Source organism: Paenibacillus sp. FSL H7-0940, assembly GCF_037979415.1.
Lineage (GTDB): Bacteria > Bacillota > Bacilli > Paenibacillales > Paenibacillaceae > Paenibacillus > Paenibacillus amylolyticus.
In genome coordinates, this window is sequence record NZ_CP150280.1 from 718,663 (window position 1) to 744,691 (window position 26,029).

Sequence of the window (26,029 nt, forward strand, 5' to 3'; positions counted from 1 at the left end):
CGCGCTCTGTGGGTTTGGATAGGCAGATCATCAAGCCACGGGTGACTTCGCCGCGGGGGCGTGGACCGGTGGTTTTTTGTGCCAGATTGGCAAGTAACAGAACGGTAAAGCAAGCAGTGAACTGGTGATGTTAAAAAGGGTCTGGGCATGCGCAATCTGTGCCCCGTTGTCCGCTGACAGCCAAGCCGAAGCTGCATGCAGCTGGCCGATCAGCGGCATAAACAGCAGCGCTCCCGCAATGTTTAATACAACATGGGAGGCTGCGACAAATTTGCCTGCGGATGCTCCGCCCGCGGCAGCAATCACAGCGGTGATGCAGGTCCCCACATTGGACCCGATCACAATGGCGATGCCGATCTCCACAGGTAATACCCCTGTGGCTGCCAGCGTAATCGCCATGCTAATGACAGCTGCGCTGCTGTGAATGAGCGCTGTCAGACAGGCACCTGCCAGGAAGCCCCACCACAAGCTGTCGGCCGAGCGGTCAAGAAACCATTGAAATACGCCCATGCTCCGCAAGGGTAAGGCAATGGATTGCATCACCTGAATACCTGTCATAACAAGTGCAAATCCCGCAGCTGCGAGGAAGCTGTACTGGATGTTAAACAGAGTCTGACGCGTGCGTTCAGGAGCGGCCAGATTGCGTTCACCAAGAACAACAAACATGGCCCAGCCCGTCAGCGACAGGACGAGTAGCGGCAGGGAAGCACGGCCGATCTGCAGTCCCACCAGCTCCGTTGTCAGGCATGTCCCGATGTTGGTGCCGAGGATGATGCCGAGTGTGCGTCCATAGGTAATTAATCTGGCATTAGCCAGTCCAATGGTGAGTACGGTGACCGCAGTACTGCTCTGTAACAGGGCTGTTGCGCCCGCACTGAAGGCCATGCCTTTCCATGGAGCAGAGGTGGCGCGATTGAGCCAACCCGCCAACATGGGCCCAGCCATGCGCTGCAAGGCGTTCTCCATCAGCTTCATGCCACCAAAAAAGATAATAAGCCCATAGAGTAGGGGCAATATAACATCTCTAAACATAGAAATATCATTCCTTCCGTCCGGTTCCTTAACTCATCCTATGAGTAAGAAAAGACAACCATGACAAGCCTAAAGGAATTCAGAGGGAAGCGACCTAAATTACCCCACCCCAATTCGAAAGATACGGTGATTCGTGCAAACGTAGTGGAGGGGACGAAATCGAATCTGAAGAAGCGAAGCGTGCGCCTTTGTGTCCGGATTTTCCCTTTAGGAAAGGGAATCAAAAAAATCTGGAGACAACAGCGATCAGAAGATTGATTCGTAACCGGAACGTCACCTATTGCTGCACCCCAATTCGAAAGATACGGTGATTCGTGCAAACGTAGTGGAGGGGACGAAATCGAATCTGAAGAAGCGAAGCGTGCGCCTTTGTGTCCGGATTTTCCCTTTAAAAAAGGGAATCAAAAAAATCTGGAGACAACAGCGATCGGAAGATCGATTCGTAACCGAAACGTCTCTTAACTGCCGCACCCCAATTCGAAAGATACGGTGATTCGTGCAAGCGTAGTGGAGGGGACGAAATCGAATCTGAAGAAGCGAAGCGTGCGCCTTTGTCTCCGGATTTTCCCCTTTAAGAAAGGGAATCAAAAAAATCTGGAGACAACAGCGATCGGAAGATCGATTCGAACCCGGAACGTCATTTACGCGCCGCACCAAACCTATCTTTTGAACTATTAAATTAAAGGAAGTGGATCTACCTTGCCATCAGTTACACTCGAACGCAGTCGCAAAAAGCGGCTTGAACATGCACATCCATGGATATTTAACAATGAAATTGCCTCTGTTGACGGAAACCCGGAACCGGGAGATCTGGTCAATGTATTGAATCATCAAGGTCGCTATCTGGCGACAGGATATTACAATCCCGCATCTCAAATCACTGTAAGAGTTGTAGCGTATCAACCTCTGGAGTCCGAACAGATGGACACCGCGTTTTTTGCAGCGCGTTTCCGCGATTGTTTGCGTCACCGGGAACGTTTTATACAGGATGGCGAGGCATACCGGCTCGTTTACGGAGAAGCTGATTTTCTACCAGGATTGATCGTTGACCGTTTCGGTAGCATCCTCGTTGTACAGTTGCTTACACTTGGCATGGATCGTTGCCGTGAAGCCATCGTACAGGCACTCATTGAAGTAATGCAGCCAGAAGGCATATATGAGCGCAGTGATGTCTCAATTCGTGAACTGGAAGGTTTGGAGCAGACCAAAGGTCCGCTTTACGGAGAGTGCCCACGGCATGTCACCGTTACAGAAAATGGACTACTCATTAAAGTGGATATCGTGGAAGGGCAGAAGACAGGTTACTTCTTCGACCAACGCGAGAATCGTGCAGCCATCGAACCGCTTATGAAGGGTTGGGGCTACAAGAGTGGAATCACACTACAAACGACCGAGCAGGATGGCACAGAGCAGCTTTTGCCTGTGAATAAAAGTGGTAAAGTAGTTACATTCCCATATTGGGATGGTGCCACTGTACTGGAGTGTTTCTCACACACGGGCAGCTTTACGTTGAATGCTTGCAAGTATGGAGCCAAAAAAGTGACTTGTCTTGATATTTCGGAGCATGCCATTGAGAGTGCACGAACAAATGTGGAGCTGAACGGTTTCACTGACCGGGTCGAGTTCGTAGTTGCTGATGCATTCCAGTACTTGCGTGAACAAGTGAAAGGGCTGGATGAACGTACCGCACGTGCACGTGCAGGCGAACAGAAAGTGGATACATCCAAAGCGCTTGCAGCTGGCGGTAAAACATTTGATGTGGTCATCCTTGATCCTCCTGCATTTGCCAAAACGAAATCAGCAGTTAAAGGTGCATGTCGCGGTTATAAAGATATCAATCTGCAAGGAATGAAACTGGTCAATGAGGGTGGATATTTGGTAACAGCCAGCTGTTCGTATCACATGCGTCCAGACCTCTTCCTGGATACGATTGCCGATGCAGCGGAAGATGCAGGCAAAGTGCTTCGTTTGATCGACTGGAAAGCAGCCGGTAAGGATCACCCACAAATTTTGGGCGTGGATGAAGGACATTACCTGAAATTTGCTATTTTCGAAGTGCGCAGTAAAAAGAATTAATCGTATGATTGATTTTCGTTCCAATCAAGTATAGATCAAGTCAAAAGTCCACAGTGTGATAGCTGCGGGCTTTTTGCTGTTTTGCTGTGTTAACGGAGATGATCTCCGGTTTTACCGGATAGTGGCAAACGTATGTTCCGAACCAAGTCAGATATGTTATACTGGGAATTAAAATCTTGTACGTGTGGTTTGGAGGATTAGACATGTCCGTTCGTTTTGTTATTGGCCGGGCAGGCAGCGGCAAAAGCTCGCTGATTACCCGGGAAATTACATCCCTGCTTCAACAAGAACCACAAGGCACACCTTTGATTTTGCTCGTTCCCGAACAGAGTTCTTTTCGAACAGAGCAGGCATTGGTGTCTTCTGGAGCAATTAAAGGTACCATGCGTGCAGAAGTGCTCGGCTTTCGCCGTTTAGCCTATCGTGTAATGCAGGAAGCAGGTGGTTCTGGTCGTATTCCGATCGGAGCCGAAGGCAAAAAGATGCTGCTCTATAAAGTAATCCAGCGCCGTAAGGAAGAATTGAAGCTGTTTGGTGCATCCGGCAGCCAGCTGGGTTTTATAGGCGAATTAAATGACTTATATAGTGAATTTAAACGTTATGAAGTTGATCCATCATTGCTGGAAGACGGGCTGTCTGGAGGGAATAGCTCATCCACTTCGCCAATTCTGGAGGACAAGTTGCATGACTTGAATCTGATATATCGTGACTATGAACAGGAACTGACCAATTTATATATTGATGATGAAGACACGTTGACCGAGCTGACAGATCGTTTGTCGGAAAGTGCATTGCTGCAGGATGCCCAGATCTGGATTGATGGTTTTCAGGGATTCACACCACAGGAGATGAGTGTGATCGGTAGGCTGATGTTGCAGTCCTCTTCCGTGACGATTGCCCTGACATTGGATCATCCTTATGATCACGGCGCACTGCCTGGAGAACTGGAACTGTTTTATCCCACGGCAAGTGCCTATGCGCGTCTCAAAGGGATGGCTGAAGAACTGGGTGTACCGAGCGATATAACCGTGCTAGATTCGGAGATTCCACCGAGATACAAGGATCGTCCGGGACTTGCTCATCTGGAGGCTGGTTTCGACCGGCGAATTCGTTGGAAAAGTGAAGGCCTTGATTCCGGAATCCGACTGGTTGCAGCGGAGAACCGACGAGCTGAGATGGAGGGGGCACTGCGTGAGATACGGCGCCTGGCACAAAACGAAGGTGCGCGTTACCGGGATATGGCAGTACTTGTCCGGCAGTTGGATACCTACGCTGATATAGCTGAACCTCTATTCAGGGATTATGGCGTACCCGTCTTTCTGGACCGCAGAAGAAATGAACTTCATCATCCATTGTCCGAGTTTATCCGTTCCGCACTGGATATTGTTCGGCGCCACTGGCGTTACGAGGATGTATTTCGCTGTGTCAAAACGGATCTGTTGCTTCCGCGTGATGGTTCTATCACTCGTGAAGATATGGACCAGCTTGAGAATTATGTACTGGCTTGTGGTATTCACGGGTATCGCTGGACTGACGGCAAACCGTGGAAGTATGTACCAAGCCTGTCGCTGGAAGACAACGGTCAGGATGGCCGTAGTCGAGGACGGGACCAGATGCTTTCTTTAATGGAGAGCTGCCGAACGGTCATTACAGATTCTTTGGGTGTTTTTGAGAAACGAATGAAAAAGGCAAAGACAGCCAAAGCCCAGTGCGAGGCACTATACAGATTGCTGGAAGATGCTGAAATCCCATGGAAGCTGGAGAACATGTCTGCTGAAGCTAAGGCACAAGGTGACCCCGAACGGTCGAGAGAACATCGGCAGATGTGGGGAGCTGTGCTGGATTTATTGGATCAGATGGTCGATATGATGGGGAATGAACGGCTGGATATCACGCTGTTTGCCGGGATGATTGAGACCGGATTGACGGAACTGAAGCTGGGTCTGGTACCACCAGCACTTGATCAGGTATTGGTTGGTTCTATGGACCGTACACGACTTCAGGACATCAAATACGTATTTATCCTTGGCGCGGTTGATGGTGAATTACCTGCCGTACCTCAGGATGATGGCGTATTAACGGAACTGGAGAGAGCGTTACTGACGGAAAGAGGCGTGGCGCTTGGACCAGGTGCAACAAGGCAGATGCTGGATGAACGTTTTCTGATCTATACGGCACTTACAGCGGCAAGCAGCCAGTTATGGCTGAGTTACCCTGTTGCTGATGATGAGGGGAAAACACTGCTTCCTTCCGAGATTGTCCGCCATGTACGGAAAATGTTTGGTCTACAAGAACAGCCATTGCTCGCTCAACCGCCGGTTGCGAACTCGGAAGAAGCACATTGGTCCTATGTCACCCATCCAGGACAGAGTCTGTCTACGCTCATTGGACAATTGCGCAGATGGCGCCGCGGAGAAGACATCCCTGAAATGTGGTGGGCGGTCTACAATTGGCATGTATCTCGGGAGACAAGCAGACCTCAGCTGGAGCGGTTGATGGGATCGATCTTTTATCGTAATCGGGCATTACCACTACGTACAGCTACCAGTCGCAGACTGTATGGTACAGAGGTGAGGACGAGTGTCTCGCGAATGGAGCGGTTCGTTGCTTGTCCGTTCTCCCATTTTGCTTCGCACGGGCTACGCCTCAAAGAACGGCAATTGTACCGCCTTCAGGCTCCTGATATCGGACAGCTGTTTCATGCTGCACTAAGCCAGCTGGCTATGCGGTTGCGTGAAGAAAATCGTAGTTGGGGCAGTTTGACTCCAGACCAATGCCGTCAGGAAGCCGAGCAAACGGTGGAGCAGATTGCACCACAGCTGCAAGGGGAGATTTTGCTAAGCACCAAGCGATACGGTTATATTTTCCGCAAATTGAAGGACATTGTTAGCCGGGCATCCGTTATTCTAGGTGAACAGTCCAGACGTGGAAGTTTTGAACCGATTGGGCTGGAGCTTGATTTTGGACCGGATAAAACACTGCCGCCATTACGTTTTGAACTGGAGAACGGCTGTGTGATGGAGATCGTGGGTCGGATTGACCGTGTGGATGTGGCAGAAGGAGAGAATGGTCTGCTCTTACGTGTCATTGACTATAAATCAAGCCAGACGGACCTCAAGTTACATGAAGTGTACTATGGTCTGTCATTGCAGATGCTCACCTATCTGGAGGTGCTGCTTAGTGCTGCCGAAGAATGGCTTGGGGAAACGGCGATGCCGGGAGGAACGTTGTATTTCCATGTGCATAACCCGCTGTTGCAATCCGCAAACGGCATGACATCAGAGCAGGCAGGACAAGAATTGCTGAAACGGTTCAAAATGAAGGGTTTGCTGCTGGCGGATCGGGACGCAATCGCTCAAATGGACAACACCCTGGATAAGGGGTATTCAGCAATTATTCCAGTTGCCCTTAAGGCGGACGGAAGCTTTTATAGCAGCGCCGCTGTAGCTACGCCAGAGCAATGGGATACGCTGCTTGCTTCGGTTCGCAGTAATATCCGTGAGATTGGTACCCGAATTACGGATGGGGATGTGGCCATTGAGCCTTATCGTATTCAGCAGGAAGTGGCGTGTACGTTCTGTCCGTATAAGCCTGTTTGTCAGTTTGATGAGAATATAGAAGGAAATGAATACAACCTGTTGTCCAAACCGGGCAAACAGCAAATCTGGGATATGTTATCTCACACCAAGGGAGGGGAAACATCATGACGAATATGCCAAAACCGGAGGGTAGCTTCTGGAGTGATGACCAGTGGAGTGCCATCTCGGAAAGCGGAGAAGATATTCTGGTTGCCGCAGCGGCGGGATCAGGCAAGACAGCCGTACTGGTTGAACGAATTATTCGCAAGATCGCAGATCCCTCCCAAGGATTCAGTGTGGATCGTTTACTTGTAGCTACGTTTACCAAAGCGGCCGCCGCCGAGATGAAACAACGGATTCGGGAAGCGTTGGAACGTGCGCTGGAAGAACAGCCTGGAGAAGAGCATCTGCGTAAGCAGCTGTCGCTGCTTGGACGGGCATCTATTACAACGTTGCATTCATTCTGTATGGAAGTCATTCGCCGTTATTATCAGCAAATTCCGTTGAACCCGGCTTTTCGTATCCTGAATGAAAATGAAGCGGAAATCATGCGGCAGGAACTGCTTGAAGAACTATTTGAGGAAAAGTATGGCGAAGAAGATGAAGGTAGTACATTCCGCGAATTAGTGGACTGGTTCAGTGGAGAACGAAACGATGATGCGATGCATCGACTGGTGCAACGTTTGTATGATTTCTCCCGCAGTCATTCCTGGCCGGATCATTGGCTCTCAGAGATGGCATCTGCTTTTCGGGTGGAAAGTGTAGAGGCACTTGGACATTCAGCATGGGTTCAGAGTATTTTGCGTGATGCGGCTCTTGCTTTAAGTGGTGCAGCAGGACTGCTTCGTCAAGGCATCCATATTTCCATGCAGCCTGAAGGTCCGGCACCTTATGCAGAAACGTTAAAAGAAGACCTGGTGATGGTAGAAGAGCTGCTGTCTGCGGCCGAGGTTATGCCATGGGAAAGGTTGCCTGAAGTGTTTCAACCCGCTACATTTGGCAAACTGAAACCCTGCAAAAAAGATCAGACGGACCCGGCTTTACAGGATCAGGTGAAGGAACTCCGTGAGGCCGCGAAAAAGGCAGTTACCGACCTGAAAGGTTCATTGTTCGGAAGAAGTGCGTTTGCGTTCTGGCAGGAGTTGGAGCAAACGGCACCACTCATGCAGGAGTTGTCGAGGTTGGTTAGTACATTTGGAGAACGTTATCGACAGGCCAAACAGGAACGTGGGCAAGTTGACTTCAGTGATCTGGAGCATTACTGTCTTCACATTTTGCGACATGAGGATTCAACGCCTGAACTGTCGATGCCTTCCGATGCGGCTATGGAGTACCGTTCGCGATTCGATGAAGTGTTGCTTGATGAATATCAGGATACCAATACGGTTCAGGAAGATATCGTGAAACTGATCTCCAGAGAAAACCCGGGTAACCGATTCATGGTCGGTGATGTCAAACAGAGTATCTACCGTTTCCGGTTGGCTGAGCCGGGTCTATTTATGAACAAGTATCGCCAGTATGGAGCGAGCACACGTGAGGACGGAATGGTGGAAGATCGTCTGAATCGAACCGGTCAACGTATTGATCTTGCGCGTAATTTCCGTAGTCGAGCAGAAGTCGTGCATTCAGTCAATATGATATTCCGGCAACTCATGAACGAAGGTGTGGCAGAGATTGCTTACGATGAACGAGCTCAACTGGCATATGGGGCTACGTTCCCGTCAGAAACACTTGGTGATGAGGCGTATACACCTGAACTCATGCTGATCGATCGTCAGGGTGGTGGTCCTGATCTGACAGAGAGTACGGATGAGAATGGGGATGCATCGGTCTCCGCAGAACTGGAGAGTGCCGAACTTGAAACAGCCCAGTTGGAAGCGAGGGCAATCGCAAGGCGTATTCGGGAGATGGTTGGGGATACGGACAAACCTGCCCTCAATGTATATGACAAAGCCCTGCAAACGATGCGCCCGGCACGTTACGGTGACATGGTCATCTTGCTGCGTTCGACCTTGATGTGGGCTCCGCTCATGATTGAGGAGTTCAGACAGCAGGGAATTCCTGCTGGAGGAGAACAGAGCAAGGGCTATTTTCAGGCTACAGAAGTGGAAATCATGATGTCTCTGCTTCAGCTTGTTGATAATCCAAGGCAGGATATTCCGCTTGCTTCCGTGCTTCGTTCCCCGATTGTCGGACTGGATGAAGAGGAACTGGCACAGATTCGGCTTGGTGACAAAAGACAATCATTCTATGATGCGGTTATATCGGCTGCGGGAGATTGGAGTGATTCCTCCACTAATGCTGTACAACAATCCCGGCAGGATAATCATCCTGATTCCAATATGGTCCAGTTGCAGTGGCCGGAAGCCTGGGCAGAGATGGAACTGGGACAGCGGGAGACAGCAGCTTCAGTCGAGGCAGAGATCCTGGATGATGTCTATGAATCCGATGTGCATACATTGCATACAGATGGAATGCAAGATGCTGGTGTTGCGGGACATGCAAGTGAGGATTTGGGTATAACGGAGATCTCAGGCTCGGAGTTGCAGCAGAAGTTAATTCGTTTTATGCGTCAATTGCAGCAGTGGAGACTTGAGGCAAGACAAGGTAGTCTAAGTGAACTGATCTGGCGTATGTATCGGGAAACCGGTTATTTGGACTGGGTTGGTGGTCTTCCAGGAGGACTGCAACGTCAAAGTAATCTTAAGGCATTGTACGATCGCGCACGACAATATGAGGAATCAACTGCGAATCGCGGCTTGTTCCGTTTCCTGACCTATGTTTCCAGACTGCGGGAAAACGGGGGAGACCTCGGAACTGTAGCAAGTAGTTCTGGTGAGCAGGACAACGCCGTACGTATCATGACGATTCACCGGAGTAAGGGTTTGGAGTTTCCAATTGTCTTTGTCGGTGGCATATCCAAGATGTTTAATCAGCAAGACTTGAACGCACCGTTTCTAATGCATAAGGAATTGGGATTTGGTCCGAGGTTTGTGGATCGTGAGAATCGGGTTGCCTATCCTACATTAGCCAATCTGGCGATTCGTCGTCGTGCGCAATTTGAACTGCTTGCTGAAGAGATGCGTGTGCTGTATGTTGCGTTGACCCGTCCAAAAGAGAAAATGATTTTGCTAGGTACTGTAAAAGATGCCGCGAAAAAAGCGCTGGCGTGGTCTCAGGTCAAAGACAGCCCTGAACTGGCATTGCCAGATTATCTGCTTGCTGCTGGACGGAGTTACCTGGACTGGATTGGGCCATCCCTGATGAGACATCCAGATGCGGGTGTGCTCCGTGAACTTGCCGGAAGCAATGATTCGTTCTCAGCTTGTCTTGCAGATGATCAATCACGCTGGGCGATTTCTATTATTTCCGCCGATCAGGTATCCCGTGACCATGTGGTAGATCAGACACTCGGAGAAGAAGACGGGATGACTGCGGTACGTAAAGAACGAATTGCTGCGCTAAAAGCCATTCAGCCTGTGAAGTTGGTTACACCCTCAACTGTAGAAGAGCTGACGAAGAGTGCACAAGATACGGCTAACCAAAACATTGGAGATAAAGGTTTAGCTACAGTAGCTCTTCAACAAGAGGAGACACAGCTGATCAACGAGGTTGATCAACGGCTTTCGTGGACTTATCCCTATGAAACAGCAACTCAAGTAGCAGCCAGTACATCTGTCACGGAGTTGAAAACGTTACTTGCGATGCAGGACATCCAGTCCGTAGAGGTGATGGAGGAACTGGGAGAGCAGTCCGAGAAATTATTGGATTATAACACCCCAGGAATCAATTACACCAAAGATGAAGCAGGCCATGTACTACGTTGCGTATCCGATGAATCTAACGAGCGTGAGACTGGATCAGGGTCAGATTCAAACGGTACGGTGAACGTTTCGGATGCGGGATCTGCGGGTACGTCTTTCAAACTGCACCTGCGTCGTCCGAAATTCATGGAGGCAACGCAGCTGACAGGGGCAGAACGGGGGAACGTGTATCATACATTGATGCAGCATCTTCCTATAGATGGATCATCCGTTGATTCACAGCTTATTGAACAGACGATTGAGCGGTTGATTAAGCTTCAGATTTTGCTGCCCCATCATGCTGCGGCTATCGAACCTGAAGAACTGGCCGGATTTTTCAATACAGAACCAGGAAAAGAATTATTGCGTGCAACGTGGGTGAAACGGGAAATTCCGTTTGTGTATGGACTTCCGGCACATCAGTCTCCTGTGGAATGGCTACATGAACGGGCGGCGAACTCAGATATACAGATGTTAAATGAAGATAGCAAAATGCAGGCAACGATTGAAAATGAAACCGTGCTTGTACAGGGGATTATCGATTGTCTGTATGAGGTGGACGGCGAGCTTGTCTTGCTTGATTACAAGACGGATCGGGTATTGGAGCATCGTGGTGGTTTGGATGAACTTACCAAAAATTATCGCTTCCAGCTAGATCTGTATGGCCGGGCCATTGAAGATATATTGGGTCGGAAAGTTGACCGGAAATGGCTGTACTTTTTTGATGGTGGACATGCAGTGGAATTGTAAAAGAACTGGATCGGAATTTAAAACCATGGATTTCATATGGGAGAGGGGTGGAACGGACAATGCGTATTTTGCATACAGGGGACTGGCATTTGGGAAAAACGCTGGAAGGACGAAGCCGACTGCGTGAACAGGAAGATTTCGTTGATGAACTCGTCAGGGTAGCTGATGAGCAGCAGGCGGATGCCATATTGATGGCCGGAGATGTGTATGATTCGGTGAATCCTCCCGCAGCGGCGGAACAGCTTTTTTATGAAGCGGCAGCGCGTCTGACGGAGCATGGAAGACCCCTCGTGGTGATTGCTGGAAATCATGATCAGCCAGAACGTGTAGCTTCTGTAACTCCACTTGTGAACAGACAGGGCATTACACTCGTAGGGATGCCTACTTCAGAAGCGGTGACTATCCATGCAAAGCGAACCGGAGAAATTGCACAGATTGCCGCATTACCTTATCCTTCTGAAGCCAGATTGAATGAACTGCTGACAACAGATGGGGACGAAAATGTGCTTCGTCAGGCATACAGTCACCGGGTGGGCATGTTAATGCAGCGTCTGGCAGCTTCTTTTCGCCCGGATACCGTGAACTTGGCCATGAGTCATATCTATGTGCTCGGCGGACTTGAGAGTGATTCGGAACGTCCGATTCAGATCGGTGGGGCCTACACGGTGGACCCTTCATCTCTAGCGACTGGTGCGCAATACACGGCGCTTGGGCATCTTCATCGTGCACAGGCTGTCAAAGGAGACGGTGTGATTCGATATAGCGGTTCTCCTCTCGCCTACAGCTTCTCGGAAGCAGGGCAGAGCAAGTCTGTCACGATGGTTGATCTGGCGCCGGGTGGAGCAGCACAGGTAGAAGAAGTTTTGTTAACCTCCGGGCGTCCGCTTGTGCGTTGGCAGGCGCGTGGTGGTCTGGCAGAAGTATATCGCTGGCTGGATGAGGGACGTGATCCGCAGGCTTTTATCGACATGGAAGTGTGGCTGGACGAGGCGATGTCCCTGAAGGAGATTCAGCAGCTGCGAAAATCACATGAAGGTATCATCCATATTCGCCCGGTGTATCCCGAGATGGCTGCAGCAGGACTTTTGGAACAACGATCCGAGCTGCCGGTCCACGAACTGTTCCGTAAATTTTATCAGCGTCAGACCGGTGGTGCACAACCGGAAGACAGCCTGGTACAGCTTTTCCTGGAACTTGTGGATGAAGACGAGCCGGGTGCGCGTGAGGAGGTCGAGGAAAGATGAAGCCGATTTTATTAAAAGTTGCCGGACTGCAAAGTTATCGAGAGATGCAGGAGATTGATTTTACCGTGCTGACGGAGACGGGACTATTCGGTATTTTCGGTCCAACGGGTAGTGGTAAATCTTCTTTGCTCGATGCCATCACACTCGCCATGTACGGAAAAGTGGAACGCGCGGTGAACGGGACACAAGGCATTATGAATCATGCAGAGGATTCGTTGTCGGTTGCTTTTACATTTGAACTGATGTCGGCGGAAGGCACTCGAAGGTTCCGGGTAGAGCGACGTTTCAAACGAAATAATGAAGTTTCGGTGAGTAATACGATCAGCAAATTCATAGAGACGGTTAATGGCGAAGAACAGGTACTTGCCGACAAATTGGCAGATGTGAATCGCTGTGTTGAAGATGTGATCGGTTTGAAGATGGATGATTTTACACGGGCAGTGGTGCTTCCGCAAGGAAAGTTTGCCGAGTTTTTGTCACTCAAAGGCAGTGAACGTCGCCAGATGCTGCAACGATTATTCCATCTGGAGAAGTATGGGGACCAGTTGGCCATCAAATTAAGTCGGCGGGTCAAGGATAATGATATGGTTCACCAATCTCTTGCTGCCGAGCAACAGGGACTGGGCAATGCCAGTAAGGAGACGTTGGAAGAAACGAAACGGCTTCTTCAAACCGCTGTTCAGCAGTCTGAATTGTCCCGCAAAGCGCTGGATGTAGCTGCAAAGGAAGCTGAACAACTCGGTAAAATCCGTGAGTTAAGTAACGAACGGCAGGCCCGGACGGATGAACAGCAGAAGCTGAAAGCACTGGAACCACAGATAGAGGCAGGCGAACAGCGGCTGAAACAATCCGTTGCGGCAGATGCAATACTGCCTGCATTGCAGACGGTTCGAGATGCCATGGCTACACAGAAGCAGCGGCAGGATACTGCCGAGACAGCTCATCAGCAAGCACTGGAACATGAGCGTCTGGCTGTTCAGGAAGCGGAGAAGGCTGAGACGGCACGCAAGCAAATGACTGAGGAAGAACCGAAACTTCTGTTGCGCCTGGAGCAACTCGAACAAGCGAAAGAGCTGCAACGTGAACGGGACGGACTTCAAGCCGATTGCTCGCGCCTCGCGCAGTTGCTGGAACAGGGGCAGAGCGAACAAACTACGCTGGGACAGCAGCTTGAGAAAGAAAAGGAACTGCAACAGCGCGGACGCAAACGGCGAGAGGAACTACAGGAGAGCCTCAAGCCAAATGAAGTGAAGTCAGAGGAACGCAGGCAACTTCAAGCTGCGCTAGAACTGAAACATCGTGTGGATACTGCCGCGGAGCAGTTGCAGCAAAATAAGGCTGACATGCAAGCCTATAAGCAATCGGCAGAACAGGGAGCCGACAAGCTGAAGGCGGCGGCTGAGGAAGAAAAACGCCTGAGTGATCAGCGTCAGCATCTGGTAGAACAGGCGTCAGCAGGTCTTGAGGCCTTGCTTGCCTGTGAGCAGGATATTAGCCGCGAACAAAGCCTGCTGGCCCTTGCGGAGGAACGGCTGCGTGGCACGATGCGCGAGCAGGAGCTGCACCGGCTGTCCTCCGCCTTGCGCGCCGAGCTGCGTGACGGCGAGCCATGCCCGGTGTGCGGCTCGCCGCATCACCCGCTCCCGGCTGCGCCGCCGGGAGAAGGTCCGCACGCAGGCGACGCGGACCTGGAACTGCTGCGCAGCCTGCACGCGGAGCCTGCAGGAGCCTGCGCTTTGGGCTGCGCCAGCAGCCTGCACGAACGTCGCAGCCTGCTGACGCAGCTTGGCGCTGCGGCCGGCGAAGCTCCGGCCGCAGCCGAGGCCGCGCCTGCGGCAGCGGAGCCCGAGCCCGCCGGGTCGCCCGAACACGGGCGCTCCCCGGCAGGCTGGGCATCGCGTGCCGCTGCGCTGCGCGAAGCCGCGCAGGCGCTGGCTACCGCAGCAGCGCCGCTCCAGGCCGAAGCCGCCGCGTTGCAGCAGGCGGCTGTGGGCGCGCAGCAGCGCCGCATGGAAGCGGCAGCTGCGCAAGAGGCCGGCCGTGCCGGGCTCACTCAGGCGGAGCGCAAGCTGGCCGAGAGCGAGGCCGCAGCGGCTACTTTGCAGAGCCGCTGGGCCGCGGAACTACCGGGCATCGCTCAGGAGGAGGCCAAGGCCCTCTATCAGGCGATGCAGGAGCGCGATGCGCGCGCCGAAGACATCAAGGAACGTCTGAACAAAAGCGTGACGTTCCTTGAGGAAAAAGACCAGATCATTCAATCTCTCCAGCAGCAGCTGGTGGAATTGGACAAACAACTGATTCAGTGGCAAACGGAGTGGCAGGGCAATAGCAAACAGCTGGCCGAGAAGGAAGAACGCTTGCGCCAGTGGGTTGGGGAGCAACGGGTAGAAGATCTGATTGCTGCGGCTCAGGCTCGTCTGGATGGACTGCGGAAAACAGCTTCGGACTCGGCACAACGCTTCAAAGAGGCGGACACGCTGAAGCAGGATTCGGCGAAGAGAGACGTTATGGCTCAGCAGGCAGCCGCCTCGGCAACAGAACATCTGCAACAGGCACAGGAACGGTGGAAGCAATTGCTGGAACAATCCCCGTTTGATTCGGATGATGCTGTTGTGTCTGCGGCAATTCCTTCCCACGAAGCCGAGCGCCTGGCAGGAGAGATCCAGCAGCACCGTGAACGTGAGCGTGAACTGGCATCCCAGTTGCGTGAATTGGAACAAAAGCTGGGTGGTGCTGTCGTAACAGAGGAACAGTGGTTAGCCTGCACCGAACGTTTGCAGCAGGTCCGAATTGAGGACGAGGCTGCCCTTCGTGCCAAAGCACGTGCAGAACGTGATCTGGAGGATGTGGAGCAGCGACATGTTCGCTGGACCGAACTGGAGAACAAGCGGGTGGAGGTAAGCCGTCAAGGTGAGCTGCTCAGCAAATTGCAATCCGCGTTCAGAGGCAATGCTTTTGTCGAGTATATTGCCGAAGAACAACTGATGCAAGTTAGTCATGCGGCATCTCAGCGTCTGCGTTTCCTGACCAAACAACGTTATTCACTGGAGGTGGATTCCGGTGGTGGTTTTGTAATCTGTGATGATGCCAACGGGGGTGTCAAACGACCGGTATCAACGTTGTCAGGTGGCGAGACGTTTTTGACTTCGTTGTCACTGGCCTTGGCACTGTCGGCCCAGATTCAGCTGCGAGGTCAGTACCCACTTCAATTCTTCTTCCTGGATGAAGGGTTTGGTACCCTTGACCCTGAACTGTTGGATACCGTCATTACGTCTCTGGAAAAATTGCATGACGATCGATTGGCTGTTGGTGTCATCAGTCACGTGCCTGAACTGCGTGCACGCTTGCCGCGCAAACTTGTGGTGATTCCGGCAGGTGAGGCCGGAAACGGCTCACGTGTGGTCTTGGAGACTCTGTAGAGGGCAATGTGTAAGCAATATAGATCATAGAAGCGCCTCTAATAGTCCAAGCAAAATGAATATTAGAGGTTGTTCAAAAAGTCCGCTTTTGATTACGAATGGTGCCTATTAAACACGCACTATTACGGAATGTTATTTTTGTGAAAATATTTCTTTTCTTGCTTTTATAACATAGCGGAGTGAGTTACATCACAGATACAGGTTCATCCCGCTGTTATACTACAGTTAAGCCGACAAACTTTATTTAAGTACCCCGGCGGACATCTGATCAGGACGTTTCCTGAATAGATGTCCGCGCAGCAGACTTCCAAGGGAAGCCGCTCACGGGGTGCTTCTTTTTTTGTGTTTTTTCGTCAGTAGTGTCAATTCGCCCAGTTCTGAATACCATGAAAAGGTGATCAAGAGCTGAATCAGGGAGGCGTTGGCAAGTGGAAAAAGTGGAAGCAAAGAAAATATGTAAGGAACACATGCACCGTTATGTATGTGTACAGATGAATGACGGTATGCACTACGATGGCATTATGGAAAATGTGGATGACGAAATGATCTACCTGGCTGTTCCCGTTGGACCGGAAGCCATGGTGAATCATGCGAACTGGGCTCCAAATGCAATGCCTGGAGCAAACTATCCGATAGGTCATACTCGCGGATTTTATCCAGGTTACGGCTACCCTACACCTTATCCGTATTATGGTTATGGCCGTAGACGTTTTAACCGACTGGTGCTCCCGTTATTTGCGCTTACAGCGTTAACCCTTTTACCGTACTATTGAAATTAGAAAAAACAGTCATAACTGCAAGTGACACATTTTTATGTACCCTATGGGCATCCTATGAAAATCTTGAAAATAACAAGCTGAGGATGGATGTTTCATTCATGGTACCGTACAGCATGAATTAGAGAGGTCTTATCACATACAGAGTCTCAGCCTGATGTATCGCAACAGTCTTTGCAATACAACTGGCAACATACCGAATATCTAAAAAGGTCATGCCTGTGCAGAAGCGAACTTCTGTAAGGCATGACCTTTTTTTGAGTCTAATTAGTGTAAGGTCGATGATGAACGGATGGCACATAACGTGTATTTAAACCTACTGAAAGCAGACCTGGCCTGAACGTCCGCAGCAGCAATCGGTTTACTGCATCCTGAATATGCGAGAACGTCCTATGTGCAAGTTTACGATCAAGACACCGAAAAGCTTTAATTCTCTATCCCGATAAAAAGCTTCGCTTCGGGTGGAATCCATGCTGTTCTCTTGCCACGATTGGAGGAGCAAAGCATGATGTGAATGCTGACGAATCTGAGGCATCTTAATCAAGCCTTTGAAGCGCCCGCAGAATTTTAAGGAATCTGAGACACGTTAAAACCGAATAAACAGCCGCTTTAAGCATTTTTTTGAGTTATTTCGAGAAATAACGTGCCTGATGTTCCTTATAATTTCAAATTAGCGCCTGAACGCCAAATGAGACGTCCTGTGTTCCTTAGAAAATGGTCAACTACCCATTCGCAAGTATCAGCCAGCACGGACTTCAAAATGCCCTTAACTTAATGCAGATTTCAAATCCTCAAGTAAATCTTCAACATCCTCGATCCCAACGGAGATCCGAATCAAACCATCCGTGATCCCCAATTCTTGCCGACGTTCATAAGGAATGGAGGCATGCGTCATTCGGGCAGGTACAGAGATTAAACTTTCCACCGCGCCTAGACTTTCAGCCAATGTGAAATAACGGACTTTGCTTAACACGTCATCTACTTTTTCAGCACTGCCTACATCAAAGGAAACCATACCGCCATATCCTCTCGCTTGCATGGAAGCAAGCTTGTGCTGCGGATGGTCGGGCAGTCCGGGGTAATAAACTTTACTCACTGTTGGATGCTGATTCAGAAATGTCACAAGCTGCTCTGTATTGTGCTCTTGCGCTTCCATCCGCAATCCTAATGTTTTAAGACCTCGCATTAACAGCCAGGAATCCATAGGGCCCAGGACTGCGCCAATTGCATTTTGAATAAAATGCAGATCTTCACCAAGTTGCTCGCTGTTGACAACCGCAAGTCCTGCCACGACATCGCTATGACCGCCGATGTATTTCGTTGCAGAATGCAATACAATATCCGCTCCCAGAGCCAGCGGGGTCTGCCAATAAGGCGTACTAAACGTGTTGTCCACAATGAATAACAATTCATGTTGTTTTGACCATTTCGCTACAGCAGTAATATCGGTGACCTTGAGTAACGGATTGGTAGGTGTTTCTACATAAATGGCCTTTGTATTGGATTGCAAAGCCTTTTCCAGTGCTTGTGGTGAGGTAGTATCTACAAAGGTAGACTCGATCCCCAGACGACTCAGCACCTTGGTGAAAATGCGGTAAGTCCCGCCGTATACGTCATCCGTCAGAATGACGTGATCTCCAGTTTTCAACAGAGACAGTACAGCATGAATTGCAGCCATTCCCGAACTAAAAGCAAAACCTCGAACGCCATCCTCCAGCTCTTTAATGACTTCTTCCAACGCATGACGGGTAGGGTTGCCTGTACGTGAATACTCGTATCCTTTGTGTACGCCAACCGATTCTTGCTCATACGTGCTTACTTGATAGATCGGTACACTCACTGCTCCAGTGTGTGGATCACCAACAATACCTGCATGAATCAGCTTGGTTTTTGGTCTCATTTCATTGTCCTCCATTATAGATATTTTGGCTTAAATATCGTTCGCTGCTATCCGGGAAAATAACAACGATGTTACTTCCGGGAGCTGCGTGAACAGCTTCGTTTAATGCGGCTTGCATAGCTGCACCTGAGGAACTTCCTACCAGTAAGCCTTCCAACAAGGCAAGATCCTTGACCCGCTCAAAGGCATCTTCATCTGAGATCGTATGAATGGCATCAAAGTAACTCACATCCATAAAAGAAGATAACGTTTCAACCCCTATTCCTTCTGTACGATGTGGTCCCGATGGACCTCCTGCGAGAATCGAACCTTCGGGTTCTACGATACATGTTTTAATTGACGGGTTTTGCTCCTTCAAATAACGAGATACTCCCATGAAAGTTCCGCCAGACCCGGCTCCGGCGATATATACATCCACCTGCCCGTTCAGATCACGCCAAATCTCAGGGCCCAGATGTTCATAATGTGCGAGTGGGTTATCTGCATTGGAGAACTGACCTGGAATATACGAACCCGGTATTTCTTTCGCCAGCGATTCCGACTTGCGTATGGCACCAGTGATTCCTTCGGATGTGGGTGTGTTGACGACCGTAGCACCAAGGGCTTTCATCAACTGCTGCTTCTCAACACTGAACTTCTGAGGTACCGTGAAAATGACCTTTAAATTCAGGCCTACAGCCGCCATTGCAAGACCAATTCCTGTGTTGCCTGCAGTAGCTTCGATCACTGTTCCACCTGGTTTAACATCTCCTCGTGCCAAGGCCTTCTCCAATAAAAACTTGCCGATCCGGTCTTTCACACTTCCTCCGGGATTCATGAATTCCAGTTTGGCGAACAGGCGGATTCCTTCTGGTAATGGATAACGAGTTAATTCAAGCAGAGGTGTATTACCTATAAGTTCCTGTACATGTTGATAAACGGTCAAATTAACCAATCTCCTTTTGTCTGTCATTAACCATACATATTTGTTTAATTGGGAAAAGTGCGTGATAAAACCATATTTCGATAAAAGAGCTTGGTATACATCCAATGTTGTATAGTGTTCGGCTCGATGATAGATGGAGAGTTGACCTAGAATACCTGGTTGTGTGTCTAAAGATTGGACGTGGGTTTTTACTTTTAGTATGATAGAGGGGAATACATACACTGGAATACAAAGGAGGGTATGAACTATGGATTGCTTATTTTGCAAAATTGTAGAGGGCAGCATTCCCTCCAATAAAGTACTGGAGAATGACCATGTTATCGTTTTTCATGACATCCAGCCCGCTGCACCGACACATGTTCTTGTCATTCCGAAGAAACATATTGCTTCCATGAATGAAGTTACTGCAGAAGATCTGCCATTGATCGGCGAGATTCATCTGGCTGCTCAAGAAGCGGCGAAGCGTCTTGGCGTGGAGGAAACAGGATATCGATTAATCAACAATTGTGGTAAGGATGGAGAACAAACCGTTCATCATCTGCATTACCATTTGTTGGGTGGTACCAGACTTGGCGTGTTAACAAGTCTGTCCGATTCTCACAAATAAACGAGCTAATGGGTACTACTATTGAGGATTTAGTCATATGCATTAAATCCACGAATGTGTGACCAAATGCTTATATAATGAATTCATTTCATAATACCTTTGAGTTATAAAATGGATTCAAATAAGTGATCATTACATTGAGGTTGACACCTTTATTATCTTTCGCCTATAATGTAAGATGATGAACCGTGTTATTGCTCTTGGACGGTCTGGTCGGAGGGAGGGAAAACTGGTGTCTGAAACTAAAGTTCGCAAAAACGAGACTATTGATGCTGCACTTCGTCGTTTTAAACGCTCCATCGCTAAAGATGGCGTATTGGCTGAGGTGAAGAAACGTAAGCATTATGAGAAGCCAAGCGTAAAGCGCAAGAAAAAGTCCGAGGCTGCTCGTAAGAGAAAGTTTTAGGAGGATTTTAATTACATGAATCTTAGCGAACGATTGAACGAAGATATGAAGCAAGCGATGAAGAGTAAGGACAAGTTCAGACTCTCCAACATTCGGTTGATTCGTTCGACGATCAAGAATCTTGAAATAGATTTGAAAAGAGATTTGGATGACAACGAAGTGCTTGATATCCTGAGTCGTGAAATCAAACAGCGCAAAGATGCCCTCCAAGAATTTGACAAAGCGGGCCGTGAAGATCTCGCGGCAAATGCAAAAGCGGAAATTGAAGTACTCATCCAGTACCTTCCCACACAGCTTACCGAAGAAGAAATTAAAGTTATTGTACAGCAGACCATCCAGGAAACCGGTGCTTCTTCGAAAGCCGAGATGGGGAAAGTCATGGCGGCCCTTATGCCGAAAGTTAAAGGCAAAGCGGACGGCAAACTGGTAAATCAAGCAGTTCAACAATTTCTGCAATAAAGCAAATCAATAAACACCTTCTGACTTGTCAGGAGGTGTTTTTTCCATTTATCAGAAGGCATGATGTCCTTAGGGTGACGAAATTCCTTTTTAATGGTTAATATATATTATTATGGATTTTTATTCTTGCAATTGATCGAGTTTTCAAATATAATTTTAAGATTTTGAAACGAAATGTTGCATTGCACGTAATAAATACCATAAGCTGGACAGTATAACATTAATGGAAAAGGGGGGACTATTGTGAAGGGAAAGCGCCGGAAGAAGCTTACGGGGCCATTGATGCTCTTAATGCTGCTGACGCTGTTGCTTCCTGTCTGGATTGGATCACCGTCAGCGCATGCAGCTGAGAAGAGTGGTGCCGTATATATTATTCCGGTTGATAAACCAATCGAGCAGGGACTTGGCAAGTTCATGGAACGTGGGTTCAAGCAAGCAGAAGAGATGAATGCTGGCCTGATCGTTCTTGATATCAATACGCCGGGAGGCCGTGTCGACACTGCAGAAGCATTGGGTACCCTAATTAAGGACAGTCCGATTGAGACTGTTGCATTTGTCCGTGGAGATGCTGCTTCAGCCGGGAGTTTTCTGGCTCTGAATGCAGATAAGATCGTAATGTCACCAGGCAGTATGATTGGTGCGGCAGCAATGGTCGACAGTACGGGTAAACATGTTGATGATCCAAAGCTTGTTGCATTCTGGAAAAGCAAAATGCAGGGAGCGGCTGAAATCAGTGGTCGTGATGGCAAGATTGCAGCTGGAATGACGGATGTTAACATCGTTGTTGAAATGCCAGAGATCAATAAAACCAAGCAAAAAGGTGAAATTATTGCTCTCTCGGCTGAAGAAGCGCTGAAAGTTGGTTATGCCGACCACATCAGCAACACACCGGAAGAAGCGGCAGCTTGGCTCGGTTACAGTCAGGATGACGTATTTAAGGTAGAACGAACAACAGCGGAGAATATCTCCTCTTTTCTTACCAATCCGGTTGTGATGACTGTGTTATTGTTCCTCGGAATCGCGGGTGTGATCATTGAATTGATTGTTCCTGGTTTTGGAGTTCCTGGTATTGTAGGTATCGTGTGTTTCGTGTTGTATTTCTCGGGTAATTACATTGCGGGATTTGCCGGAGCAGAGACATGGGTGCTATTTACCGTCGGACTCATCATGATGATTCTGGAGATGTTTATTCCGAGCTTTGGTATTCTGGGGATTTTGGGATCAATTGCGCTTGTGGCCGGTGTTGTAAGGGCTGCTTATGATACGAGTGATGCATTTGTATCTCTGGGTATCGCTTTTGGTGCAGCACTGGTAGTCATTGCGATCATCTCAATTATCTTTAAGGATCGAGGGATATGGAATCGCTTCATACTGAGTGATAGCATGTCTGCGGATCGGGGTTATTCATCAGCCACAGAACGTAAAGAGCTGGTTGGTCTGCAAGGAATCAGTCTGACACCGCTTCGTCCTTCTGGAACAGCGATGTTTGAAGGGGAACGAATTGACGTTGTGACCGACGGAGATTTTATTCCCATCGATACACCGATTATTGTGATTAAAGCGGAAGGTACCCGGATTGTGGTTCAGCAAGCTTTGCCGGTGTAACTTGCTCTGTTGTCGAAGCGGATTAACGCTTCGGCAATGTACATAACCACGTAGCTGAAGCTGCCAGCGAGGTGGTGCATTCTTTCATTTAGCAGCGGACTCATGAGTGTCTTCTCAAACATTTTTATCAAATTCAAATTGCAAATGGAGGAAATTAAACAATGGACACATCTATGATTACGATTTTGCTCATTGCGGTAGTAGGTATTATCGTATTGAGCGTATTCTTCAGCTTTTTCCCGGTTATGCTCTGGGTTTCAGCGATTGCATCCGGCGTACGCGTAAGTATTATTACACTGGTAGCGATGAGACTGAGACGTGTAACGCCTAGCCGTATCGTTAATCCAATGATTAAAGCAACTAAAGCCGGTCTTAAACTCTCAATGAACCAACTGGAAAGTCACTTCTTGGCCGGTGGTAACGTTGACCGTGTTGTAAACGCTCTGATTGCTGCACAACGTGCCAACATTCCACTCGAATTTGAACGTGCTGCAGCGATTGACCTCGCAGGTCGTGACGTATTACAAGCCGTACAGATGAGCGTTAACCCAAGAGTTATCGAAACACCGATTGTCTCTGCGGTTGCCAAAGATGGTATTGAAGTTAAAGTTAGAGCACGGGTTACGGTTCGTGCCAATATTGACCGTCTCGTCGGTGGTGCTGGTGAAGAAACGATCATCGCCCGTGTTGGTGAAGGTATCGTAAGTACGAACGGTTCCTCCAATTCTCACAAAGACGTCCTGGAAAATCCGGATCTGATCTCCCGAACCGTATTGTCCAAAGGTTTGGATGCAGGTACTGCTTTTGAAATCCTGTCCATTGATATTGCTGACGTTGATGTAGGTAAGAACATTGGTGCCTTCTTGCAAACAGAGCAAGCAGAAGCTGACAAACGTATCGCTCAGGCAAAAGCGGAAGAGCGTCGCGCAATGGCCGTAGCCCAAGAGCAAGAGATGAAAGCACGCGTAGTGGAAATGAGAGCACGCGTTGTTGAATCCGAATCCCAAGTACCTTTGGCAATGGCTGAGGCACTTCGTAACGGTAAAATCGGTGTGATGGATTATATGAACCTGAAGAACATTGAAGCGGATACTCAAATGCGTAATACATTGGGAAAACCTGGTGAAGGTTCGAATTCCAACGATCAGGGTGATTCCAAAAACGGAAGATAGGCGGTGAGTGCATATGGGCCTATTTGAATGGATTTTTGATAATCTGTATATTGTGGCCGTCATCGGTTTTGCACTCTTCTCCTTCTTGGGGAAAGCTGCCAAATCGGCTGATCCGAACAAAAAGCGTCCTGCCAACGGGATGCCTACATTTGGAGGCAGTGGTGATTCAGGCCGGGATGAACGTTCAAGAGACAATTCATCTCCGCAGCAGTCTTCCGGACCTACAGACCCTCGCTATGATGAACAGTATGACGATCGGTATGATGACGTGCAATATGAGAATCAGTATGATGAGCCGTATTCGGAGCCTGCTGCATCTTCTCGCCCCGCAACTGACTACAGAAGTGAGGGCACGATGAGTGCGATGGCAAATTCACTTGAGGAACAGATGAGAGGCATGGAAGAACAGCAACGTTTGATCGAAGAACGCTTGAATCGCATCTCTTCTGCGAATCGGCCAGTTGTGTCTGATTCCAGTTGGGATGAGACCAGCAGCGATGGATCGGGAGCGTCTCCGCTTCGTCCGGCAGACATTCGCACAGGTGTCCTGTGGGCAGAAGTACTGGGTTCCCCTCGTTCCAAACAGCCGTTTGGTACAAGAGGGAAACTGTAAATAAGTTAAGTTGCTGGACGGAAATAAAGCCGTCTCTGGTGAGCAAAAAGCCGCCGGAGACGGCTTTTTCTGTGTTCTATCCTTTTTTCTCAACATTCGTCCCTAACACGCCCCGGAATTTTCATAAATTCATGAATCTGCGCATAAGTTGAACTGTAGAGGAAGGGGGAAGACCTTCGAATGACCCGGATCAGCCGCAAGCTGCGCAGATGGACCAGTGAAGTGTTGGATCTGCCGCAGGATGTGCTTTATGATATGCCACGGTTAACCCTGATCGGCAGTAAGCAACTGTATATAGAGAATCATCGCGGTGTCATCCATTTTACACCGGATCGTATCGTGTTGGCTCTTTCCCAAGGCCAGTTAGAGATCAAAGGAACTGCCTTGGTGATACGTAACATTTTGCCGGATGAAGTAGCTGTTGAAGGAACAATTCTGGATATTCATATGAATGGAGTGGAGGGGAACGGATGAAGCAGCCCAGTCTGTACAAACTGCGGGGAGCAGTCCGAATCACGGTCACTGGGGGAGACATTGAAACATTAATCAACACGGTGGCAGAGCAGGGACTGGAAGTTTGGGACCTGCGTGCTCACGATGGACGCGTGGCAGAGATGAACATTCTGCTGCCGCATTTTTTCAGGTTGCGTCCTGTATTGAAACGGACAGGCTGCAGGGTGAAAGTAACCCATCGCAGCGGTTTCCCCTTTTTTGCGGCCCGTTTATTGCGGAGGAAGTTCTTTCTTGGGGGGATGCTGTTTTTTGTGGTAGCTTTGTTTGCGTTGTCGTCCATGGTATGGGATGTGGAGGTCAAGGGTAACGTCACCATTCCCACCGACGAGGTGCTCGCAGCAGCGAAGAAAGAGGGCATATATCCTTTCCAATGGGGGTTCCGTCTGGAAAGCCAAGACAAGCTCTCCAGGCAGCTTGCACTCGCTCTGCCGGATGTAACCTGGATTGGCGTCAGCAAAGAGGGGACAACCATTACCATTCAGGTCGTAGAATCTGCCCAACCAAAGCGCGAACCATTACTGAACCCTAGACATCTGATTAGCAAGTCAGATGCTGTTGTCACTCAAATCTATGCGGAGCAGGGACGCCCTGTAGTTCAGAAGGACATGCGTGTCAAAAAGGGTCAGGTATTGATCTCGGGGATTCTCGGGGATGAGGAGAACACCAAAACCATCGTTGCCAAAGGTGAAGTTCGTGGTCTGGTGTGGCGTGAGTATCAGGTAGAGGTTCCACTGGTGCAAAAACATAATACAATGACAGGTGAGAGCAAAGAACGTTTTTACATGGTGCTGGGGAATTGGGCGATCCAACTGTGGGGGTACGGTAGTACACCGTTCAGTTCATTTGATACCGAGAGTAATCACAGACCATTGACGTGGCGATCCTTCACACTCCCGATGGGTTGGCTGACAGAGAAAGATCTGGAGACCCGAGAGCATGAGGAACAGCAGACGATAGAATGGGCCAGAACGAAAGGATTGGAAGGAGCAAGGAACGACATTATCGCCAAAAACGGCAAAGGCACAAAAATTATAAGTGAAAAAATTTTGCATGAGAAGAAAGAGAATGGTAAAGTTTATATGAAAGTCTTATTTGAAGTAGAAGAAAGCATTGCGGAAGAACTTCCGCTAGTCCATAGTCAAGGAGAATGA

At 49.2% G+C, this 26,029-nt stretch carries 17 protein-coding genes; 14 read left to right on the plus strand and 3 right to left on the minus strand.

Features of this window, described 5'->3' with window-relative positions; all coding sequences use genetic code 11:
- Positions 1-30: 30 nt before the first annotated feature.
- Entirely contained in the window at positions 31-1,032 is a 1,002-nt protein-coding gene (locus MHB71_RS03005; RefSeq protein WP_340028822.1) for a Na/Pi symporter, read from the minus strand.
- A gap of 699 nt (positions 1,033-1,731) precedes the next feature.
- On the opposite strand from MHB71_RS03005, the gene MHB71_RS03010 reads away from it, so the two are divergent.
- The 6 genes from MHB71_RS03010 (at position 1,732) to MHB71_RS03035 (ending at position 16,675) form a co-directional block, all read left to right on the plus strand.
- Positions 1,732-3,108, plus strand: a complete 1,377-nt coding sequence (locus MHB71_RS03010) for a class I SAM-dependent rRNA methyltransferase (protein ID WP_047843789.1) — start codon at positions 1,732-1,734, stop codon at positions 3,106-3,108.
- A 203-nt stretch (positions 3,109-3,311) separates the two neighbouring features.
- Positions 3,312-6,815: a helicase-exonuclease AddAB subunit AddB gene (addB, locus tag MHB71_RS03015; protein ID WP_340028823.1), complete on the plus strand. Its 3,504-nt coding sequence runs from the start codon at positions 3,312-3,314 to the stop codon at positions 6,813-6,815.
- Positions 6,812-11,239, plus strand: a complete 4,428-nt coding sequence (addA, locus tag MHB71_RS03020; RefSeq protein WP_340028824.1) for a helicase-exonuclease AddAB subunit AddA — start codon at positions 6,812-6,814, stop codon at positions 11,237-11,239. The genes addB and addA overlap by 4 nt, the downstream gene beginning before the upstream one ends.
- A gap of 59 nt (positions 11,240-11,298) precedes the next feature.
- Positions 11,299-12,483, plus strand: coding sequence for an exonuclease SbcCD subunit D (locus MHB71_RS03025; RefSeq protein WP_036672068.1), 1,185 nt, complete (start codon positions 11,299-11,301; stop codon positions 12,481-12,483).
- Positions 12,480-15,902 carry an SMC family ATPase gene (locus MHB71_RS03030; RefSeq protein ID WP_340028825.1) on the plus strand — a complete coding sequence of 1,141 codons (3,423 nt, stop codon included), beginning with the start codon at positions 12,480-12,482 and terminating at the stop codon, positions 15,900-15,902. Before MHB71_RS03025 ends, MHB71_RS03030 begins: the two co-directional genes overlap by 4 nt.
- 428 nt (positions 15,903-16,330) lie before the next feature.
- Positions 16,331-16,675, plus strand: coding sequence for a hypothetical protein (locus MHB71_RS03035; protein WP_036674796.1), 345 nt, complete (start codon positions 16,331-16,333; stop codon positions 16,673-16,675).
- 769 nt (positions 16,676-17,444) lie between these two features.
- On the opposite strand, the gene MHB71_RS03040 is transcribed toward MHB71_RS03035, so the two are convergent.
- Together MHB71_RS03040 and MHB71_RS03045 are read right to left on the minus strand one after the other, a co-directional pair.
- Positions 17,445-18,578 carry a bifunctional cystathionine gamma-lyase/homocysteine desulfhydrase gene (locus MHB71_RS03040; RefSeq protein WP_340028826.1) on the minus strand — a complete coding sequence of 378 codons (1,134 nt, stop codon included), beginning with the start codon at positions 18,576-18,578 and terminating at the stop codon, positions 17,445-17,447.
- A 1-nt stretch (position 18,579) separates the two neighbouring features.
- Positions 18,580-19,503: a cysteine synthase family protein gene (locus MHB71_RS03045; protein ID WP_340028827.1), complete on the minus strand. Its 924-nt coding sequence runs from the start codon at positions 19,501-19,503 to the stop codon at positions 18,580-18,582.
- 247 nt (positions 19,504-19,750) lie between these two features.
- Here MHB71_RS03045 and MHB71_RS03050 point away from each other — a divergent pair, with 247 nt between their 5' ends.
- The 8 genes from MHB71_RS03050 to yqfD all read left to right on the plus strand — a co-directional run bounded on the left by MHB71_RS03050 (position 19,751) and on the right by yqfD (position 26,029).
- On the plus strand, positions 19,751-20,110 hold the full coding sequence (locus MHB71_RS03050; RefSeq protein WP_024628477.1) for a histidine triad nucleotide-binding protein: 360 nt from the start codon (positions 19,751-19,753) through the stop codon (positions 20,108-20,110).
- Between the two features lie 232 nt (positions 20,111-20,342).
- Positions 20,343-20,516: a 30S ribosomal protein S21 gene (gene rpsU, locus MHB71_RS03055; protein ID WP_005547957.1), complete on the plus strand. Its 174-nt coding sequence runs from the start codon at positions 20,343-20,345 to the stop codon at positions 20,514-20,516.
- A gap of 15 nt (positions 20,517-20,531) precedes the next feature.
- Complete coding sequence (locus MHB71_RS03060; RefSeq protein WP_017687237.1) at positions 20,532-20,975, plus strand: GatB/YqeY domain-containing protein; 444 nt, start codon at positions 20,532-20,534, stop codon at positions 20,973-20,975.
- 282 nt (positions 20,976-21,257) lie between these two features.
- Positions 21,258-22,580: an NfeD family protein gene (locus MHB71_RS03065; protein ID WP_051450046.1), complete on the plus strand. Its 1,323-nt coding sequence runs from the start codon at positions 21,258-21,260 to the stop codon at positions 22,578-22,580.
- Between the two features lie 161 nt (positions 22,581-22,741).
- A complete protein-coding gene (gene floA, locus MHB71_RS03070; protein WP_036615045.1) occupies positions 22,742-23,752 on the plus strand; it encodes a flotillin-like protein FloA in 1,011 nt (336 codons plus the stop codon).
- A gap of 13 nt (positions 23,753-23,765) precedes the next feature.
- Complete coding sequence (locus MHB71_RS03075) at positions 23,766-24,365, plus strand: hypothetical protein (RefSeq protein ID WP_076318858.1); 600 nt, start codon at positions 23,766-23,768, stop codon at positions 24,363-24,365.
- A gap of 180 nt (positions 24,366-24,545) precedes the next feature.
- Positions 24,546-24,839 carry a sporulation protein YqfC gene (gene yqfC / locus MHB71_RS03080; protein ID WP_017687241.1) on the plus strand — a complete coding sequence of 98 codons (294 nt, stop codon included), beginning with the start codon at positions 24,546-24,548 and terminating at the stop codon, positions 24,837-24,839.
- On the plus strand, positions 24,836-26,029 hold the full coding sequence (gene yqfD / locus MHB71_RS03085) for a sporulation protein YqfD (RefSeq protein ID WP_340028828.1): 1,194 nt from the start codon (positions 24,836-24,838) through the stop codon (positions 26,027-26,029). The genes yqfC and yqfD overlap by 4 nt, the downstream gene beginning before the upstream one ends.